Source organism: Streptomyces sp. NPDC043853, from assembly GCF_056436025.1.
On sequence record NZ_JBWKDJ010000010.1, the window covers coordinates 222,680 to 239,888 of the forward strand.

Sequence of the window (17,209 nt, forward strand, 5' to 3'; positions counted from 1 at the left end):
CCTGGTCACACCCGGAACGCCGGGGTGGGGTGCGGTGTGGCGGTCAGGCGTACACGGGGCCGGTGAACTTCTCGCCCGGGCCCTGGCCCGGCTCGTCCGGGACGATCGACGCCTCGCGGAACGCCAGCTGGAGCGACTTCAGGCCGTCGCGCAGCGGAGCGGCGTGGAAGGAGCTGATCTCGGTGGCGCTCGCGGTCACCAGCCCGGCCAGCGCGGTGATCAGCTTGCGGGCCTCGTCGAGGTCCTTGTGCTCGGAGTCCGGCTTGTCCAGGCCCAGGTTGACCGCCGCGGCGCTCAGCAGGTGGACCGCCACCGTGGTGATCACCTCGACGGCGGGCACGTCCGCGATGTCGCGGGTCATGGCGTCGTAGTCGGGGGCGGCGGAAGCCTCGGGAGCGGTGGGGGTCGCGTCAGTCATGTCCTTCACCATAAGCGGTGGCGCGGATTGGTCTCTCCCGGGCGTGGGTGCTAACCTTGTGTGACGACCGGCCGGAGACGTATGTCCCCGGCCCACAAGTGGAGGCTCCGATCTCCCACCTGGCCACCCTCCGGGGCGGCAGGTCATCCGGTCAGGTGGCATCCATCGTTCCGTACGGACGATGGAAAGCCGCCCGAGTCTGCGCCCCGCGGCCTACGCGGCGGTGCTCCGGTTGTTTTTGGAGCTCCCGCCTGTGTTCCGTCCGGGGCGTTTTTGCGTTCCGGTGCGGTGGTCCGTTCAAACAGACGTGCACGACTGTCTGCCAGGCAGCCGTGTGGTGCTACCTAGGAGGATCCATCAGCGCCGAGCCCCGCATCAACGACCGGATTCGCGTTCCCGAGGTGCGACTTGTCGGTCCCAGCGGCGAGCAGGTCGGGATTGTTCCGCTTGCCAAGGCCCTCGAGCTTGCGCAGGAGTACGACCTCGACCTGGTCGAGGTCGCGGCGAACGCCCGTCCGCCCGTCTGCAAGCTCATGGACTACGGCAAGTTCAAGTACGAGTCGGCCATGAAGGCCCGTGAGGCGCGCAAGAACCAGGCGCACACGGTCATCAAGGAGATGAAGCTCCGGCCGAAGATCGACCCGCACGACTACGACACCAAGAAGGGTCACGTCGTACGGTTCCTCAAGCAGGGCGACAAGGTCAAGATCACGATCATGTTCCGTGGTCGCGAGCAGTCCCGGCCGGAGCTCGGCTACCGACTGCTGCAGCGCCTGGCGGAGGACGTCCAGGAGCTCGGTTTCGTCGAGTCGAACCCGAAGCAGGACGGCCGCAACATGATCATGGTCCTGGGTCCGCACAAGAAGAAGACCGAGGCGATGGCCGAGGCCCGCGAGGCGCAGGCCGCCCGCAAGGCCGAGCGTCAGGGCCTGGTCGCGGAGGCGCCCGCCGAGGGCGCGGCCGAGGACCAGGTCGAGGGCCAGGTCGAAGACCAGCCGTCCGCCGAGGCCTGATACCGGGGCAGCCCGTCCCGGAATCAACCCACACAACTGACGCTCCGGTGCGCCGGTCCGGAAACGGGCCGGCGGGAGCGGCACCGACGAGGAGATAACGGCGCTATGCCGAAGAACAAGACCCACAGCGGTTCCAAGAAGCGCTTCAAGATCACCGGCTCCGGCAAGGTGCTCCGTGAGCGCGCCGGCAAGCGCCACCTGCTCGAGCACAAGTCGTCCAAGCTGACGCGTCGCCTCACCGGCAACGCCGAGATGGCCCCGGGCGACGCCGCGAAGATCAAGAAGCTTCTCGGCAAGTGACGTCCTCCCTCCCCGCCGCGTGGGGGCACCTCCCAGCGGTAGCTGGGGGAGGGGCGAGACGTCTGGACCGGGACCCAATCGATTTCGGGCCGTGTGAACACAACCACGGCCCCGCTACAAGGAGTTAACAAGTGGCACGCGTCAAGCGGGCAGTAAACGCCCACAAGAAGCGCCGGGCGATCCTCGAGGCGGCCTCCGGCTACCGCGGTCAGCGTTCGCGCCTGTACCGCAAGGCCAAGGAGCAGGTCACCCACTCGCTGGTCTACAACTACAACGACCGCAAGAAGCGCAAGGGCGACTTCCGTCAGCTGTGGATCCAGCGCATCAACGCCGCTGCCCGCCAGAACGGCATGACGTACAACCGCCTCATCCAGGGTCTGAAGGCCGCCAACATCGAGGTGGACCGCAAGATCCTCGCCGAGCTGGCCGTCAACGACATCAACGCGTTCGCCGCGCTGGTCGAGGTCGCGCAGAAGGCCCTTCCGGCCGACGTCAACGCCCCGAAGGCGCCCGCTGCCGCCTGACGGCAGCAGTAGCCCCACCAGGCTGATCCCGGACCCGCAGGCGTCTCGCCTGCGGGTCCGGGTGCGTTCACCCCGCGTATCCGAGCCCGCGCTCCCGCAGCACCGAGAGAGAAACCGACAGGACATGGCTACCCCCGCCGAGCTGATCTCCCCGCGCAACCCCCGGGTGGCCGCCGCCCGCCGGCTCGCGCGGCGCAACTTCCGCACCAAGGAGCGCCGCTTCATCGCCGAGGGTCCGCAGGCCGTCCGGGAGGCCGTCGAGCACCGCGGCGAGGCCGGGCCCACCCTGATCGAGCTCTTCGCCACCGTCGAGGCCGCCGAGCGGTACGCCGACATCGTCGACGCGGCCCGCGCCGCCGGGGCCCGCGTCCACTTCGCCGCCGACGAGGTGCTCGCCGAGGTCTCCCAGACGGTCACCCCGCAGGGCCTGGTCGGCGTGTGCCACTTCCTCGACTCGCCGTTCGAGGACATCCTGGCGGCGCGGCCCAAGCTGGTCGCCGTACTCGCCCACGTCCGCGACCCCGGGAACGCCGGAACCGTCCTGCGCTGCGCCGACGCCGCCGGGGCGGACGCGGTGGTGCTCACCGACGCCTCCGTGGACCTCTACAACCCCAAGTCCGTCCGGGCCTCCGTCGGCTCCCTCTTCCACCTGCCGGTCGCCATCGGCGTCCCCGTGGAAGCGGCCGTCGAGGGCCTGCGCGCGGCCGGCGTACGGATCCTGGCCGCCGACGGCGCGGGGGAGCACGACCTCGACGCCGAACTCGACGCCGGCACCATGGGAGGCCCCTCGGCCTGGGTCTTCGGCAACGAGGCCTGGGGCCTGCCCGAGGAGACCCGCGCCCTGGCCGACGCGGTCGTACGGGTCCCCATCCACGGCAAGGCGGAGAGCCTGAACCTCGCCACGGCCGCGGCCGTGTGCCTCTACGCCTCCGCGCGAGCACAGCGGGCGCCCGGAGGGTGCCGCAGCGTGACCCTCAGCTAGTAGGGTGGCGGCCCGGGGGCCCACGGCGCTCCCGAGGAGATGTGGGGTACGGGGACATGACCGTCGGTACGAACAGCTCTCCGCGGCAGGCCGCGGTCGCCCCCGCGGCGCAGGACTGTTTCGGGCTGGACCCGGACGAGCTGCCCGACGGGCTGGTGGTCGCGGACGACGCCGGCCGGGTCATCTGCTTCAACCGGGCCGCCGCCCGGATCACGGCGATTTCCCCCGGCGAGGCCCTCGGCGCGCGGATCGAGCGGGCCCTGCCCCTGGAGGACCTCGACGGGCGCCGCTGGTGGACGCTCACCGACCCCTACGGGGGTCTCGCGACCCGCTGTCGGCAGCCCGAGCGCAACCTGCTGCTGCCCGGCGGGCGGGAGGTCCTCGTCTCCGCCCAGTACGTCCGCACCCGCCCGGCCGGGCCGTTGCGCCGGCTGGTGGTCACCCTGCGCGGCACCGAGGCCCGCCGCCGCACCGAGCGCAGCCACGCCGAGCTGATCGCCACCGTCGCCCACGAACTCCGCTCCCCGCTGACCTCGGTCAAGGGCTTCACCGCCACCCTGCTGGCCAAGTGGGAGCGGTTCACCGACGACCAGAAGCGGCTGATGCTGGAGACCGTCGACGCCGACGCCAACCGGGTCACCCGGCTGATCGCCGAGCTCCTCGACATCTCCCGCATCGACTCCGGCCGGCTGGAGGTACGGCGGCAGCCGGTGGACATCGCCACCGCCGTCGGCCGGCACGTCCAGGCCCTCACGGCGAACGGCCAGGCCCCCGACCGCTTCCTCGTCCGGGTGAGCAGCGCACTGCCCGATCTGTGGGCGGACCCGGACAAGGTCGATCAGGTCCTGGGCAATCTTCTGGAAAATGCGGTGCGGCACGGAGACGGAACGGTCACCATCGATGTGAGCCCGCACGAGAAGGGAACAGCCGTCACCGTGACCGATGAAGGCCCCGGCATCCCCGAGGAGTCCATGGGCCGCGTCTTCACCCGCTTCTGGCGGGGCAGCAAGCGCGGCGGCACCGGGCTGGGCCTGTACATCGTCAAGGGCATCGTCGAGGCCCACGGCGGGACGATCACGGTCGGCCGCGGCCCCGGAGGCGGCGCCGAGTTCCGATTTATCCTGCCCGTCGGCGCGCCGGCCTACCTCACGCAGTAGCCACTGCGGACGGTCTCGCCAGGCGGCCCACGGGCTCCTTCACCCCCGGCGGCCTTTAGACTCGTCCTTTGGCACCTTTGTGTCCTTGTGACGAACTCCCTGAGTCGCGCACGGGACCACCAGCCAGCCATCGGAAGTACGGGAAGAGATGTCGGCACCGAACAAGTCGTACGACCCTGTCGAGGTCGAGGCACTGAAACCGGAAGAGATCGAGCGCATGCGGGACGAGGCGCTCGCCGCCTTCGCGGCCGCCGGCGACCTCGACGCACTGGCGCACGCGAAGACCGCCCACACCAGCGGTACCTCGCCCCTGGCGCTCGCCAACCGCGAGATCGGCGCGCTGCCGCCCCAGGCCAAGGCCGAGGCCGGCAAGCGGATCGGCCAGGCCCGCGGCGCCGTGAACAAGGCGTACGCGGAGCGCCTCGCCCAGCTCGAGACCGAGCGCGACGAGCGGGTGCTGGTCGAGGAGGCGGTGGACGTCACGCTGCCGTACGACCGCGTCCCCTCCGGCGCCCGGCACCCCCTGACCACGCTGATGGACCGCGTCGCGGACGTCTTCGTGTCCATGGGCTACGAGGTGGCCGAGGGTCCCGAGGTCGAGGCGGAGTGGTTCAACTTCGACGCCCTGAACTTCACGCCCGACCACCCGGCGCGCCAGATGCAGGACACCTTCTTCGTCCGGGGCCCCGAGGGCACCGAGGGCGACGAGTCCGGCGTCGTGCTGCGCACCCACACCTCCCCGGTGCAGGCGCGCGCCCTGCTGGAACGCCGTGAGCCGCCCGTCTACATCGTGTGCCCCGGCCGCGTGTACCGCACCGACGAGCTGGACGCCACGCACACCCCCGTGTTCCACCAGGTCGAGCTGCTGGCCGTGGACAAGGGCCTCACCATGGCCGACCTCAAGGGCACCATCGACCACATGGTCAAGGAGCTCTTCGGCGAGGACACCACCACCCGGCTCCGCCCCCACTTCTTCCCGTTCACCGAGCCGTCCGCCGAGATGGACATGCAGTGCTACGTGTGCCGCGGCGAGTCGGTGGGCAACCCGGACCGCCCCTGCCGCACCTGCTCCAGCGAGGGCTGGATCGAGCTCGGCGGCTGCGGCATGGTCAACCCCAAGGTGCTGGTGGCCTGCGGCGTGGACCCCGAGGTCTACAGCGGCTTCGCCTTCGGGTTCGGCATCGAGCGGATGCTGATGTTCCGCCACAACGTTGAAGACATGCGAGACATGGTCGAGGGTGACATCCGGTTCACCCGGCCGTTCGGGATGGAGATCTGATGCGGGTCCCGCTTTCCTGGCTGCGGGAGTACGTCGACCTCCCCGCCGGCACCACCGGCCGCGACGTGGCCGCCAAACTGATCGACGCCGGCCTGGAGGTCGAGACCGTCGAGCAGCTCGGCGGGATCAAGGGCCCCCTGGTCGTCGGCAAGGTGCTCACCATCGAGGAGCTGGAGGGCTTCAAGAAGCCGATCCGCTTCTGCACCGTCGACGTCGGGGACGCCAACGGCACCGGCGAACCGCAGGAGATCGTCTGCGGCGCCCGCAACTTCGCGGTCGGCGACAAGGTCGTCGTGGTCCTCCCCGGCGCCGTCCTGCCCGGCGACTTCGCGATCGCCTCGCGCAAGACGTACGGCAGGACCTCGCACGGCATGATCTGCTCCGGCGGCGAGCTGGGCATGCCCGACGACGGCTCGCACGGCATCATCGTGCTGCCGCCGGAGCACGAGGCCGGCACCGACGCCATCGAGCTGCTGGAGCTCGTCGACGAGGTCCTGCACATCGACGTCACCCCGGACCGCGGCTACTGCATGTCCATGCGCGGCATCGCCCGCGAGGTGGCCACCGGCTACGGGCTGCCGCTGCGCGACCCGGCACTGCTCGACGTGCCGGCCCCGAACTCGTACGGCTACCCGGTCAAGGTCGAGGACCAGTCCGGCTGCGACCGCTTCACCGCCCGCACGGTCGTCGGCCTCGACCCCGAGGCCCGCTCCCCGATCTGGCTGCAGCGCCGCCTGCAGAAGGCCGGGATGCGCCCGATCTCGCTTGCCGTGGACGTCACCAACTACGTGATGCTGGAGCTCGGCCAGCCGCTGCACGCCTACGACCGCTCCCGCGTCGACGGCCCCATCGGGGTCCGCCGCGCCGAGCAGGGCGAGAAGTTCACCACCCTCGACGGGGTCGTCCGCACCCTCGACGCCGAGGACCTGGTGATCACCGACAACGGCGGGCCGATCGGCCTCGCCGGTGTCATGGGCGGCGCCAACAGCGAGATCGCCGACTCCGTGACCGACCCGGAGACGGGCGTGGTCACCGGCACCACCGAGGTGGTCATCGAGGCCGCGCACTTCGACGCGGTGTCGATCTCCCGGACCGCGCGCCGGCTGAAGCTGTCCTCCGAGTCCTCCAAGCGCTTCGAGCGCGGTGTCGACCCGCAGGCCGCCGCCGCGGCCGCGCAGCGCACCGTCGACCTGCTGGTGCTGCTGGCCGGCGGCACCGCCGAGGCCGGCGTCACCGAGGTCGCCGCCCCGGCCGCCCCGTGCACCATCGCGATGCGCGCGGACCACCCGGACCGGGTCGCGGGCATGGACTACGGCCGCGAGACCGTCGTCCGCCGCCTCCAGGAGGTCGGCTGCGACGTCTACGGTCAGGACGAGCTCGTCGTCACCGTCCCGACCTGGCGCCCGGACCTCGCCGCGCCCAACGACCTCGCCGAGGAGGTCATCCGGCTGGAGGGCTACGTCAACCTGCCCTCCACGCTGCCGCAGGTGCCCTCCGGCCGGGGCCTCACCCCGCGCCAGGTGCTGCACCGCCGCGTCGGCCGCGCGCTGGCCGGGGCCGGTTACGTCGAGGCGCTCAGCTACCCGTTCATCGGCGAGCAGGTCTTCGACCAGCTCCAGCTGCCCGCGCACGACGCCACCCGCCAGGTGGTCAAGCTGGTCAACCCGCTCTCCGACGAGGAGCCGGCGCTGCGCACCACGCTGCTGCCGGGCCTGCTGGGCGCGCTGCGCCGCAACGACAGCCGGGGCAGCCACGACCTCGCCCTGTTCGAGACCGGTTCGGTCTTCCGGGCCGGCGCCGAGCCGGGCCTCGCGGTCCGGCTGCCCGTCGACCGGCGTCCCACCGACGAGGAGATCGCCACCCTCGACGCGGCCCTGCCCGCGCAGCCGCGCTACGCCGCGGTCGTGCTGGCCGGCGCCCGCGAGCAGGCCGGCTGGTGGGGCAAGGGCCGCCCGTCGTCCTGGGCGGACGCGGTCGAGGCCGCCCGCTCGCTGGCCCGCGAGGCCGGTACCGAGCTGCTGATCCGCGGCGGCCAGTACGGTCCGTGGCACCCGGGCCGGTGCGCCGAGCTGATCGTCACCCTGAACGGGGTGGAGACGGTCATCGGCCACGCCGGTGAGCTGCACCCGCGGGTGGTCAAGGCGATGGGCCTGCCGGCCCGGACCTGCGCCATGGAGATCGACCTGGACCGTCTCGCGGCGGCCGGCGGCGAGCCGGTGACCGCTCCGCGGATCTCCTCCTTCCCGGTGGCCACCCAGGACGTCGCGCTCGTCGTCGACGCCTTGGTGCCGGCCGCCACGGTGGAGGCCGCGCTCCGCAAGGGCGCGGGCGAACTGCTCGAATCGCTGCGCCTCTTCGACGTCTTCACCGGCGAGCAGATCGGTGAGGGCAAGAAGTCCCTGGCGTACGCGCTGCGCTTCCGGGCCCCCGACCGCACGCTGACGGCCGAGGAGTCCACGGCCGCCCGTGACGCGGCGGTGGCGCTGGCCACGGAGCGCACCGGGGCGGTGCTGCGCGGGGCGTGAGCCCGGCGACCGCGCAGGCAGGCATGGCCCGCGTGGGCATCAGGGGCGCGTCCGGGAAACCGGACGCGCCCTTTGCCTGTTCAACCTTCGGTTTCTCACTCATTCGGGTGAGAACGCCGGTGACCCGTGTCCCGCGCACCACGTGGTCGACACAATCGTTCCCGGCCGAGGGGAGGCCGGAAAGAGATGACGATGCGCGGGGAGATGCCCCGGGTGCGCCGGGTGTGCGTCCTCGCATGGGGCGGTGCCGCGGTGTCCTGGGAGCTGTCCTCCCCGGGAGCCCTGGTGCCGAGCCTGGCCACGTGTGCGGCGTTCCTGATGCTGGCGGGCGGCAGCGTGCTGCACATCCGGCAACGGCTGCTCGGCGAACTGCGCCGCAGCCGGGAGATCGCCGGCGCCGCGCAGCAGGCCCTGCTGCGGCCGCTGCCGCCGCGTGTCGGAGGCCTGGCGCTGGCCGCGCTGCACGGGGCGGAGGTGGGTGGCGACCTGTACGACGCGCTGCTGACGCCGTACGGGGTGCGGGTGGTCATGGGGGACGTCCGGGGGCACGGTTTCCCGGCTCTCGGCGCCGCGACGGCGGTCCTGGGTGCCTTCCGCGAGGCGGCGTACGACGAGCGGTCCCTGGCGGACGTGCTGCGGCGGATGGAACGGGCCCTGGCCCGCCACCTCCGCGACCGGGCCGCGCTGGAGCAGCTGATGGGGGGCTCCGAGGCGGAGTCCCCGCTCGCGGAGGAGTTCGTGACCGTCCTCCTGCTGGAAATCGGCCGGGACGGCACCCTGACCGCCCTGAACTGCGGCCACCCCTGGCCCTACCGCCTGCCGGCCGCCTCCGGCGAGCCGTTCGACTCCGCCGAGTCCGGCGTGCCCGCCGCAGGCTGTGATGACCCCACCCCGCCCCTTCCCGAAACCGAGGGAGAGCCCCGGATCCCGTCCGGGGCTCCGCCCCAGTCCCCGTCCAGGGCTGGGCCCCGGAGCCCGGTGCTTTCGGGCCGCTGCGCGGTCCCGGTCCAGCCGTCGGCCGACCGCGCCGGCGCGCAGCGCCCGGCGGCCCCCGGCGCGGGGTCCGGGACGGAGTCCCGCGCCGGTTTCGGGGCGGAGCCCCGAGAGGGGTCCGGGGCGGAGCCCCGGTTCAGGGAAGGGGCGGGGTGGGGGAATGCCCCGCAGGGAGACGGAGCGGAGCCGGGCGCCGCGGCGCGGCCAGAGCAGCACGGCGCCGGCCCGCACCACGAACCGGCGGAGCCGGATCGGCTGGCGGGCGGCGAGACGCTGCCGCCCCTCGGCGTATGGCCGCTGCCGGACGAGCTCGCGGCGCAGCACTGCGGGAAACTCGGCCACGGCGAGGGGCTGTTCCTGCACACCGACGGTGCCGTCGAGGCCCGCGACCGCGACGGCCGGTACTTCCCGCTCGGCGGAGCCATCGCGGAGGCGGCCGCCGCCCCGCCCGCGCGGCTGGTGGCGGGCGTGCACGACGCGCTGCTGCGGCACACGGGAGGGCGGCTCGCCGACGACGTCGCCCTGCTGGTGCTGCGCCGCCAGGCGGCCGGGGGTGTACGGAGGGGACCCCAGGGTGTGCCGGGCGGTCCGCGCCCGGTGCCATGACCCGCCGGGCACCCGCGGGGCGGTCCGCCGCTCCGGCGGGGCCGAGGGAGGCCGCGCGGAGCGGGCGGAGCCGCGGCGGGCCGGTCCCGGGTGGGTGGGGTCCGGCCCGTTCCGCCGCGCACCGGCGACCAACCGGCTGTGGCGGAGCCTTCGGATGCGCCGCCCGCCTGCCGTGGAGTGTCGGGCAGACGGCAGGACGGGCGGCGCCGTACGGGCCGTCGCACTGTACGAGGGGGAGCCGACGGCCCGAGCTGCCTCTTGCGAGGCGAGACCACCAGTCAAGCGCGCCGCCGCCCACCGCGGCAGCGTGCGCGGCGCATTTATGCGCGTACCGGTTTCACACCCCGTGTGAACCGAGCACCCATTAGCCTGGGAGCGACCCTGGAGGGGCCCATGCAGTCCAACGCCCTGCTCGACGCCCTCCTCGCCGAGGCGGGCATGTCCCACGCCGGACTCGCCGCGTACGTGAACCAGGCCGGCCGCGCCCGCGGGCTCGCCCTGCGCTACGAACACACCGCTGTGGCCCGCTGGTTGAAGGGCCAGCGCCCCCGCGGCCAGGTGCCCGACCTGATCTGCGAGGTGCTCGGGCAGCGGCTGCGCCGGCCGGTCGGGCTGGACGACATCGGGCTCGGGCTTCCGGGGTGGACCGCCGCCCCGCACGGCACCCCGCTCAGCGGGTTCGTGGACCGGGCCACCGCCCTGTGGCGCACCGACGAGCAGATCCGCTCGCACCTGCCGGCCGCCGCGGTCACCGGCACCCCCGCCGTGATCCCCGTATGGGAGTGGGAGAACCCGCCGGAGGACGCGGACGTGTCCCGCGACGGCCCCACCGCCGTCGGTCCCGAGCACATAGAGGTGCTGCGCGCGGCCCGGGTGCACTACGAGCTGATGTACCGGCGGGCCGGCGGTATGGCCACCCGGTCGCGGATCGTCCGCTTCCTCGGCTCCGAGACCGCGCCCATGCTGCGCGGGAGTTACTCCGACGCCGTCGGCCGGAGTCTGCACCGGGCCTCCGGATCGCTGGTGGCGGTCGCGGGCATCTGCGCGTACGACTCCGACGCGCACGGCCTGGCCCAGCGGTACTTCCACCAGGCGCTGAGGCTCGCCAAGGCCAGCGGCGACCGCGGGCTCGGCGCCTATGTGATCGCGCTGATCGTCAACCAGTCCCTGCACCTGCGGGAGTTCCGGCAGGCGGTGGCCTTCGCGGAGGCCGCGCTGCGGGCCGCCGGCCGGCACACCACCCCGGCACTGGCCGCCGACCTGTACGCGATGCAGGCCAAGGCGTACGCGCAACTCGACGACACCCGGGCGGCGTTGGCCTGTATCCGGCAGGCCGAGGCGGCCGCCGAGCGCATCAGTCCGGGCAGCGAACCGGAGGAGACCGGGTACGTGCAGCCGGGCCTCGTCAACGTCCAGGTGGCCGAGGCGTTGCTCAGTCTGGGGGACCTCGACGCGGCCCACGCGCAGGCCGCAGCCGCGGTCGGCACGCCCGCGCACGACCGCGGCCGGGTGCACCGGCTGGCGATGCTCTGCGAGATCCAGCTGCGTCAGGGGGAGGCCGACCGGGCGGCGGCCTCGGTGGCCGAAATGGCCGAGACGGCGAAGGGGATGGAGTCGCTGCGGCTGCGCGACCGGCTGCGGACGGTCCGGGAACAACTGCTGGCCAGTGGCTGTGCCGGTGCCGCGGAGACGGCCCGGCTCATCGACGGGGCGCTGCGCGTTCCGCTGTGAGTTCCGCCGTGAGTGCCCGGGCTGCTGCCATGTTGCCACCGACTCGAACGGAAGGTGGCAGAACCGTGCAGTGGACGAACCTGAGCGAACAGACCGTGTACAAGAACCGCTGGTTCGACGTGAACCTCGCCGATGTGGAACTCCCCGACGGCCGGCACCTGGACCACTTCGTCATCCGGCTGCGGCCGGTCGCCGTCGCCACGGCCGTCAACGAGGCCAACGAGGTGCTGCTGCTGTGGCGGCACCGGTTCATCACCGACAGCTGGGGCTGGGAGCTACCCGCCGGTGTGGTCGAGGACGGCGAGGACATAGCCCTCGCCGCCGCCCGGGAGATGGAGGAGGAGTCGGGCTGGCGCCCCGGACCGCTGCACCACCTGATGACCGTCGAGCCCGCCAACGGGCTGACCGACGCCCGCCACCACCTCTACTGGGCGGACGGCGCGACGTACACCGGCCCGCCCGAGGACGCCTTCGAATCCTCGCGCCGCGAGTGGGTGCCCCTCACGCTGGTGCCGGAGATGATCGCGCGCGGTGAGGTCCCGGCCGCCAACATGGCGGCCGGCCTGCTCCTGCTGCACCACCTCAGGCTGGCGTAGCCGGACCGCCCCGGGCAGGGCCGGGGCGGCGCGCCGGCCGCGACTGCGTCAGGCGTACGCGTAGAAGCCCGAGCCGGTCTTCCGGCCGAGGCGGCCCGCGTCGACCATCCGCTGCAGCAGCGGGGGAGCCGCGTACAGCGGCTCCTTGTACTCGGCGTACATCGAATCGGCGATCGAGGCGATGGTGTCCAGGCCGATCAGGTCCGAGAGCTTGAGCGGGCCCATCGGGTGGGCGCAGCCGAACTCCATGCCGTTGTCGATGTCCTCGCGGCTGGCGATGCCCGACTCGAACATCCGGATGGCGGACAGCAGGTACGGCACGAGGAGCGCGTTCACCACGAAACCGGACCGGTCCTGGGCGCGGATGGCGTGCTTGCCCAGCACGTCGTGCACCAGGGCCTCGGCCCGCTTGACCGTCTCGTCGCCGGTGGTCAGCGCCGGGATCAGCTCGACCAGCTTCTGGACGGGCGCCGGGTTGAAGAAGTGGATGCCGATGACCTGGTCCGGGCGCGAGGTCGCGACGGCCAGCTTCACCAGCGGGATGGAGGAGGTGTTGGAGGCGATGATCGCGTCGGGGCGCGTCAGCACCTGGTCGAGCACCTGGAAGATCTCGGTCTTCACCTGCTCGTTCTCCACGACGGCCTCGATGACCAGGTCGCGGTCCGCGAACTCGCCGAGGTCGGTGGTGAAGCTGAGCCGCGCGAGGGTGGAGTCCCGCTCCTCCTCCGTGATCTTGCCGCGCTCGGCGGCCTTGCCGAGCGAGTTGACCAGACGGGCGCGTCCGATCTCCAGGGCCTCGCCGGTGGTCTCGGCGACCCTGACCTCAAGGCCGCTGCGGGCGCACACCTCGGCGATACCGGCGCCCATCTGGCCGCAGCCCACTACGCCGACGCGTGTGATGTCGGAAGGGAGGTCAGTCACTTCGTGCCTTTCGCTGGCTCTCGGTCGGCGGGTCCCCCGTATGGTTCCGGCGCCCGCCACGCCCCCCGACGTTACTCCCGGCCTTGCCGCTCCGGGTCGGCCGGGGCGGGCATGCTGGGCGCACACACCGGATTGTCACTCAGCGCAGGGGAGCAGTCACATGACGTACATCGGCCGCCGGAGTCTGCTGGTCACGGCAGCGGGGGTGGTGGCGGCGTCCGCGGCCGGACCGGCCCGGGCGACACCGGGCGGCGGCGACCCGGACGGGACGGCACCGGACGGCACGCCACAGGGCCGTCCGGTGCCGTCCCGGGCGGGGGCGGGGCCGGAGCTGCGCGGCATGTGGATCGCCTCCGTGCACAACGTCGACTGGCCCTCGCGGACCGGGCTGAGCGCGAGCCGGCAGCGCGCGGAGCTGATCGCCCTGCTCGACACGGCCGTACGGCGGCGGCTGAACGCGGTGGTGCTGCAGGTGCGGCCGACCGCCGACGCGATGTGGCCGGGGGCGCGGGAGCCCTGGTCGCAGTGGCTGACCGGGGTGCAGGGCCGGGACCCCGGCTGGGACCCGCTGGGCACGGCGGTCGCCGAGGCGCACGCCCGCGGGCTGGAGCTGCACGCCTGGTTCAACCCGTACCGGGTGGCCAACACGCACACCGACCCGTCCCGGCTGGCCGCCGGCCATCCGGCCCGCACCAACCCGGACTGGACCGTGCCGTACGGCGGGAAGCTCTACTACAACCCGGGCCTGCCGGAGGTCCGCGCCTTCGTGCAGGAGGCCATGCTCGACGCGGTCGCCCGCTACCCGCTGGACGCCGTGCACTTCGACGACTACTTCTACCCCTACCCGGTCGACGGCGAGTACTTCGACGACGACGCGGCCTACGAGGAGTTCGGCGCCGGTTTCACCTCGCGTGCCGCCTGGCGCCGGCACAACACCGACGCCCTGGTCCGGGAGATGTCCGCGCGGATCGGGCAGGTGCGGCCGGGCGTGCGGTTCGGGGTCAGTCCGTTCGCGATCTGGCGGAACCGGAGCCAGGACCCCCGCGGGTCCCGGACCGGGGGACTGGCGACGTACGACGACCTGTACGCGGACACCCGCAAGTGGGTCACCGAGGGCTGGCTCGACTACATCGCGCCCCAGTGCTACTGGCACATCGGGAACTCCACCGCCGACTACGCCGTCCTGGTGCCCTGGTGGGCGGAGACGGTCGCGGGCACCGGGGTGGACCTGTACATCGGGGAGGCGCTGTACCGGTGCGACCGGAACAGCTCCACCTCCGCCTGGCGTGATCCATCGGAGCTGTCACGGCACCTGACGCTCGCGGCGCGGCACACCGAGGTCCGCGGCCACTGCTACTTCTCGGCGAAGCAGGTGGCCGCGGATCCCAACGGTGCCATGGCCAGGGTCGTCGCGGACCACTACCGGGCGGTGGTGCCGCCGCGCTGACGTCCCGGTGCAGTCGGCGGGGTCAGGTGTGCTGGGGCTCGTCCGGGTGCCGTACGACGCAGTCCGGCCCGGGGGACATGATGGCCTCGTGGCCGTCCGGGAAGTGGACGCGGTAGGGGGGCGCGCCGTTCTCTCCCAGGACCTGGGTGATCTCGCCGATCTTGTCGTGCTGGCCCACGACCCTGCCGTGCTGTACCAACTGGTCGCCCTCGGTCGCTCGCATGCTGACCTCCCTCGGTGCCGGTCCGATCCGGTGTCGCCAGTTTACGGCGATTTGGTGGGTTTCCACCCGGGGAGGAAAGCCTTCGAAGGGCTCATTTGGCGGAGCCCGCCCGCTGGGTGACCACGATGCACACCAGAACCGCGCAGGCGGCGATCGGGGCGGCCGGGGAGAGCCGCTCGCCCAGCAGGACCACCGACCAGACCAGGGTGAGCAGCGGCTGCGCCAGTTGCAGCTGGCTGGCGCGGGCCGGGCCGATCCGCGCCATCCCCCGGTACCAGACGTACAGGCCGAGGAAGGTGGACCCGGCGGCCGCCCAGACCAGGCCGGCCACCCCCTGTCCGGTCAGCAGGACGGGTTCGAAGACCGGCCCGGCCACGGCCCCCGCGAGGGCCAGGGGCAGGCAGAGCACCAGCGCCCAGCCGATCACCTGCCAGCCGGGCATGGCCTTCGCCAGCCGTCCGCCCTCGGTGTAGCCGGCCGCGCAGGCCAGCAGGGCCGCGAAGAGGAATCCGTCGCCGGCCGACGGGGCGCCGCCGCTCTGCGCCAGGGTGAAGCCGAGGACCACGACGGCGCCGGTGACCGCGGCCGCCCAGAAGGTCCAAGACGGCCTCGCGCCGGTGCGCAGCGCGGCGAACGCGGCCGTGGTGAGCGGCAGCAGGCCGACCACCACGGCCGCGTGGGAGGTGCTGGAGGTCTGCAGGGCCAGGGTGGTGAGCACCGGGAAGCCGATCACCACGCCGCCGGCCACCACGACCAGCCCCGCCCGGTGCTCGCGGGCGGGCAGCGGCACCCGCAGTGCCAGCAGGAATCCGGCGGCGAGCACGGCGGCCAGCAGGGTGCGGAGGGAGACCAGGGACCAGGGGCCGAAGCTCCGCAGGCCCCAGACGGTGGAGGGGAAGGTCAGCGAGAAGGCGAACACGCCGAGTGCGGCGAACGCGGTGCCGGCCCGTGCCGAGCCGCCTGCCGGGCCGGCCGCGGTCGGCAGGGGGCGGGGGGTCCCGGGAACTGCTACTCCGGTCGAACCGATAGCGCTATTCTGAGCTCTCATGTATGAGCGTAGCAGCGTGACGGAGCTGGCCGAATCCCTCCGGTCCGAACTCAACCGCTATCCGGTAGGTGGAAAGCTCCCGTCCAGCCGCGCTCTGGTGGAGCGCTACCGGGTCAGCCCGGTGACGGTCTCCCGGGCCCTCGCCCAGCTCGCCGCCGAGGGCCTGGTCGTCACCCGGCCCGGGGCCGGAGCCTTCCGCGCGCAGCCGCGCGCCGCCGCGGACCGGCCCGCCGGAGACACCTCCTGGCAGGAGGTCGCGCTGAGCGCGGAGACCGCCGGCGAGGCCGTCCCGCGCTCCGTGGACGCCTCCGGAGTCCTGGTCTCCCTCGCCGCGCCCCCACCGGGGGTGATCGAGCTCAACGGCGGCTACCTGCACGCCTCGCTACAGCCGGAGCGGGCCATGGCAGCCGCCCTGGCCCGGGCCGGACGGCGCCCCGGAGCCTGGTCCCGGCCGCCCATGGAGGGGCTGACCGAGCTCCGCGACTGGTTCGCCCGGGAGATCGGGGGATCGGTCACCGCCGCCGACGTACTGATCACCGCGGGCGGGCAGAGCGCCCTCACCACCGCCCTGCGGGCGCTCGCGCCGCCCGGCGCGCCGGTGCTGGTGGAGTCCCCGACCTACCCCGGCCTGCTGGCCATCGCCCGCTCCTCGGGCTGCCGCCCGGTGCCCGTTCCGGCTGACGGTGACGGGGTCCGCCCGGAGCTGCTGGCCGCCGCCTTCGAAGCCACCGGCGCGCGGGTGTTCGTATGCCAGCCGCTGTTCCGGAACCCGACCGGCGGGGTGCTCGCCGAGGACCGGCGGGCGGAGGTGCTGCGCATCGCCCGGGTCGCCGGTGCCTTCGTCGTCGAGGACGACTACGCGCGGGCCCTGGCCCACGAGGACTCCGGGCCGCTGCCCGGCACCCTGGCCGCCGAGGACCCCGACGGGGTCGTGGTGCACGTCCGGTCACTGACCAAGGCGACCTCGCCCAGCCTCCGGGTCGGCGCGCTGTCCGCCCGCGGCCCCGTCTTCGACCGGCTGCGCGCGATCCAGGTGGTGGACAGCTTCTTCGTGCCCAGGCCATTGCAGGAGACCGCCCTGGAGCTGGTCGGCGCCCCCGCCTGGCCCCGCCACCTGCGGGAGGTGGCCGCCGCACTGCGGCACCGCCGGGACGTGCTGGCCGGGGCCCTGCGCCGGGAGCTGCCCGAACTGGCCCTGACCCAGCTGCCGCGCGGCGGGTACCAGTTGTGGGTGCGGCTGGCCGAGGGCGCGGACGAGGCGGGATTCGTGGCCGGGGCCCTGCGGGCCGGGGTGGCGGTCGCACCCGGCCGCCCGTACTTCTGCGCCGAGCCCCCGGGCCCGTACGTCCGGCTGAGCTTTGCGGGGGTCGCCGGGACGGCCGAACTCGCCGAAGGGGTGCGGAGGCTGGCGGCCGGGCGGGCGTAGGTGCCGCCCGCCGACGGGCC

Annotated in this window: 16 protein-coding genes; 12 read left to right on the forward strand and 4 right to left on the reverse strand. The window is 73.2% G+C overall.

The genetic code is table 11. The annotated features are described in order from the left end of the window. Positions 1-43 precede the first annotated feature (43 nt). Positions 44-418 carry a DUF1844 domain-containing protein gene (locus AC067U_RS25540; RefSeq protein WP_393578069.1) on the reverse strand — a complete coding sequence of 125 codons (375 nt, stop codon included), beginning with the start codon at positions 416-418 and terminating at the stop codon, positions 44-46. Between the two features lie 332 nt (positions 419-750). On the opposite strand from AC067U_RS25540, the gene infC reads away from it, so the two are divergent. From infC to AC067U_RS25590, 10 genes are all read left to right on the forward strand, one after another. Then, on the forward strand, positions 751-1,431 hold the full coding sequence (gene infC, locus AC067U_RS25545) for a translation initiation factor IF-3 (RefSeq protein WP_478832085.1): 681 nt from the start codon (positions 751-753) through the stop codon (positions 1,429-1,431). A gap of 105 nt (positions 1,432-1,536) precedes the next feature. Beyond that, a complete protein-coding gene (gene rpmI, locus AC067U_RS25550; RefSeq protein WP_030192941.1) occupies positions 1,537-1,731 on the forward strand; it encodes a 50S ribosomal protein L35 in 195 nt (64 codons plus the stop codon). 131 nt (positions 1,732-1,862) lie between these two features. Then, a complete protein-coding gene (gene rplT / locus AC067U_RS25555) occupies positions 1,863-2,255 on the forward strand; it encodes a 50S ribosomal protein L20 (RefSeq protein ID WP_365106009.1) in 393 nt (130 codons plus the stop codon). Positions 2,256-2,379: 124 nt separating this feature from the next. Continuing rightward, positions 2,380-3,237, forward strand: a complete 858-nt coding sequence (locus tag AC067U_RS25560) for a TrmH family RNA methyltransferase (RefSeq protein WP_478832086.1) — start codon at positions 2,380-2,382, stop codon at positions 3,235-3,237. Between the two features lie 56 nt (positions 3,238-3,293). Then, on the forward strand, positions 3,294-4,394 hold the full coding sequence (locus AC067U_RS25565) for a sensor histidine kinase (RefSeq protein ID WP_478832087.1): 1,101 nt from the start codon (positions 3,294-3,296) through the stop codon (positions 4,392-4,394). Between the two features lie 148 nt (positions 4,395-4,542). Continuing rightward, entirely contained in the window at positions 4,543-5,673 is a 1,131-nt protein-coding gene (pheS, locus tag AC067U_RS25570; protein WP_478832088.1) for a phenylalanine--tRNA ligase subunit alpha, read from the forward strand. After that, entirely contained in the window at positions 5,673-8,198 is a 2,526-nt protein-coding gene (gene pheT / locus AC067U_RS25575; RefSeq protein WP_478832089.1) for a phenylalanine--tRNA ligase subunit beta, read from the forward strand. The genes pheS and pheT overlap by 1 nt, the downstream gene beginning before the upstream one ends. A 186-nt stretch (positions 8,199-8,384) precedes the next feature. Then, positions 8,385-9,797, forward strand: a complete 1,413-nt coding sequence (locus AC067U_RS25580) for a PP2C family protein-serine/threonine phosphatase (RefSeq protein WP_478832090.1) — start codon at positions 8,385-8,387, stop codon at positions 9,795-9,797. Positions 9,798-10,190: 393 nt separating this feature from the next. After that, entirely contained in the window at positions 10,191-11,528 is a 1,338-nt protein-coding gene (locus tag AC067U_RS25585; protein ID WP_478832091.1) for a transcriptional regulator, read from the forward strand. Between the two features lie 65 nt (positions 11,529-11,593). After that, positions 11,594-12,124, forward strand: coding sequence for an NUDIX hydrolase (locus tag AC067U_RS25590; protein WP_478832092.1), 531 nt, complete (start codon positions 11,594-11,596; stop codon positions 12,122-12,124). 48 nt (positions 12,125-12,172) lie between these two features. Here AC067U_RS25590 and AC067U_RS25595 read toward each other — a convergent pair whose 3' ends face one another. After that, on the reverse strand, positions 12,173-13,045 hold the full coding sequence (locus AC067U_RS25595; RefSeq protein ID WP_478832093.1) for a 3-hydroxybutyryl-CoA dehydrogenase: 873 nt from the start codon (positions 13,043-13,045) through the stop codon (positions 12,173-12,175). Positions 13,046-13,205: 160 nt separating this feature from the next. Between AC067U_RS25595 and AC067U_RS25600 the strand changes: the two genes are divergently transcribed. Further along, positions 13,206-14,492, forward strand: coding sequence for a glycoside hydrolase family 10-like protein (locus AC067U_RS25600; protein ID WP_478832094.1), 1,287 nt, complete (start codon positions 13,206-13,208; stop codon positions 14,490-14,492). Between the two features lie 22 nt (positions 14,493-14,514). On the opposite strand, the gene AC067U_RS25605 is transcribed toward AC067U_RS25600, so the two are convergent. Next, positions 14,515-14,715 (reverse strand): DUF1918 domain-containing protein, encoded by a 201-nt coding sequence (locus AC067U_RS25605; protein ID WP_478832095.1) that lies wholly within the window; start codon positions 14,713-14,715, stop codon positions 14,515-14,517. Between the two features lie 91 nt (positions 14,716-14,806). Continuing rightward, entirely contained in the window at positions 14,807-15,763 is a 957-nt protein-coding gene (locus AC067U_RS25610) for a DMT family transporter (protein WP_478832096.1), read from the reverse strand. On the opposite strand from AC067U_RS25610, the gene AC067U_RS25615 reads away from it, so the two are divergent. Further along, a complete protein-coding gene (locus AC067U_RS25615; RefSeq protein ID WP_478832097.1) occupies positions 15,762-17,189 on the forward strand; it encodes an aminotransferase-like domain-containing protein in 1,428 nt (475 codons plus the stop codon). The two genes, AC067U_RS25610 and AC067U_RS25615, sit on opposite strands and share 2 nt — an antisense overlap. Positions 17,190-17,209: the final 20 nt, after the last annotated feature.